Source organism: Streptomyces sp. RP5T, from assembly GCF_003933965.1.
Taxonomy (GTDB): domain Bacteria; phylum Actinomycetota; class Actinomycetes; order Streptomycetales; family Streptomycetaceae; genus Streptomyces.
This window is the reverse complement of record NZ_RSAJ01001053.1, coordinates 1-1,508: the sequence shown is the minus strand read 5'-3', so window position 1 is coordinate 1,508 and position 1,508 is coordinate 1. Positions and strand designations below refer to the sequence as shown.

3 protein-coding genes are annotated in these 1,508 nt (G+C 72.4%); all 3 read left to right on the top strand.

Going from position 1 to position 1,508, the window contains the following annotated elements:
- Positions 1 to 226: TraR/DksA C4-type zinc finger protein (locus EHS43_RS44400; protein ID WP_125196041.1), on the top strand; the 226-nt coding region annotated here is incomplete at its 5' end.
- Positions 227 to 277: 51 nt separating this feature from the next.
- Complete coding sequence (locus EHS43_RS44395; RefSeq protein WP_125196040.1) at positions 278 to 721, top strand: TraR/DksA C4-type zinc finger protein; 444 nt, start codon at positions 278 to 280, stop codon at positions 719 to 721.
- Positions 718 to 1,506: a rod shape-determining protein gene (locus tag EHS43_RS44390; protein WP_125196039.1), complete on the top strand. Its 789-nt coding sequence runs from the start codon at positions 718 to 720 to the stop codon at positions 1,504 to 1,506. Before EHS43_RS44395 ends, EHS43_RS44390 begins: the two co-directional genes overlap by 4 nt.
- The last annotated feature ends 2 nt before the right edge of the window (positions 1,507 to 1,508 follow it).

The following is a 1,508-nucleotide window of genomic DNA, read 5'->3' as shown; positions in this document are numbered from 1 at the left end:
GCTTCGGGCCATCGCCGAAGCCGGGCCCGACGCGGAGGAACAGGTGATGTCCGCCCAGAAGGACACCGTCCGGCGCGTCCTCTCGCAGATCGAGGCCGCCGTCGCCCGCGTTCAGGACGGCACCTACGGCGTCTGCCTCACCTGCGCGAAACCGATCCCCGTCGAGCGCCTGGAGATCCTGCCCTACACGCCGTCCTGCGTGCCCTGCCAGCGCAGCGCCGGCTGACCCCGGCGTCCGGCCGCCTTCCCTCGTCCGTCCCGCCCAGGAGGTGCCTCGGTGAACCACCCGACCATCGACGACCGCAACACCGTGCTGACGATCGAGGACATCGCCGCGCTGCGCGAGAACCTGCACGAACAACGGCTCTTCCGCCGGGAACAGCTGAAGCAACTCACGGCCGACGACCTACCCGAAGGGCTCATACCTGAAGGGCTCGCGTCCGAAGGGCTCCCACCGAAGACACTCGCGTCCGAAGGACTCGAACCGGAAGCACTCGCGCCCGAACGGCTGGGCGCCGCCCACCTCCAGGTACGCGTCCAACTCGCCGCCTCCGCCCGCATGGTCCTGACCGACGTCGAAGCCGCGCTCGATCGCATGGACCGGGGCACGTACGGCGCCTGCCACCTGTGCCGCGGACCCATCGCCCGCGAGCGGCTGATGATCGTGCCACAAGCCCGCTTCTGCGCCCGCTGCCAGCAGGTCAGGGAGGCCTACCGGTGAACACGGCCGTGGACCCGCACCGCTCGCGGCCCTCGTGCCGGCAGTGCACCGCCATCGCGATCGATCTGGGCAGCGCCCGCACCCGAGCCAGGATCTCCCCACGCCGCACGATCCTCGACGTGCCCACGGTGGCCTCGGCGGGGCACGGCGCCACCCGTCCCGTCCAACGTGGGACGATCGTCGACGTCCCCGCGACGGCCCGGCTGCTAGACCGGCTGCTCGGCCACCGGTTGCCCCGCTTCGGCCGCCCGCTGCTCATCCTGACCACGCCCGTCCTGGGCGGTGTCGCCTACCGGGCCCAGGCCCGCACCGCGGTCGAGGTCCTGCGTCCGCGCAGCGTCCTCACCGTCCCCACCGCGCGTGCCGTGGCCGCGGCGGTCGACGCCGACCTGGCCCGCCCTCTCCTCGTCGTGGACCTCGGTGCCCACCTCACCGAGATCACCCTTCTCGCGGACGGCGCGGTGACCGACGCCCGCTCGACCGCCCTGGGCACCATCGACCTGGACGGCCCCACCCCACCCGTCCGGATCACCGACGCGGTCATCGCCATGATCACCGCCATGCTGGACCAGGACCACACCTCGCAGACACTCGACGCCCTCCGCCGCGGGCCACTGCTCGTGGGCGGCGGCGCGCTGCGGCCGGACATCACCTACGCCCTCCCCGGGCGACTGGACGCGCCGATCAAGCCCGTTCCGGCCCCGCACACGGCTGCGGTACGTGGCGCGGCGAAACTGCTGCACACGGTTCGCCATCACCCCTCCACCACAGCTCACCAGCGCTGATC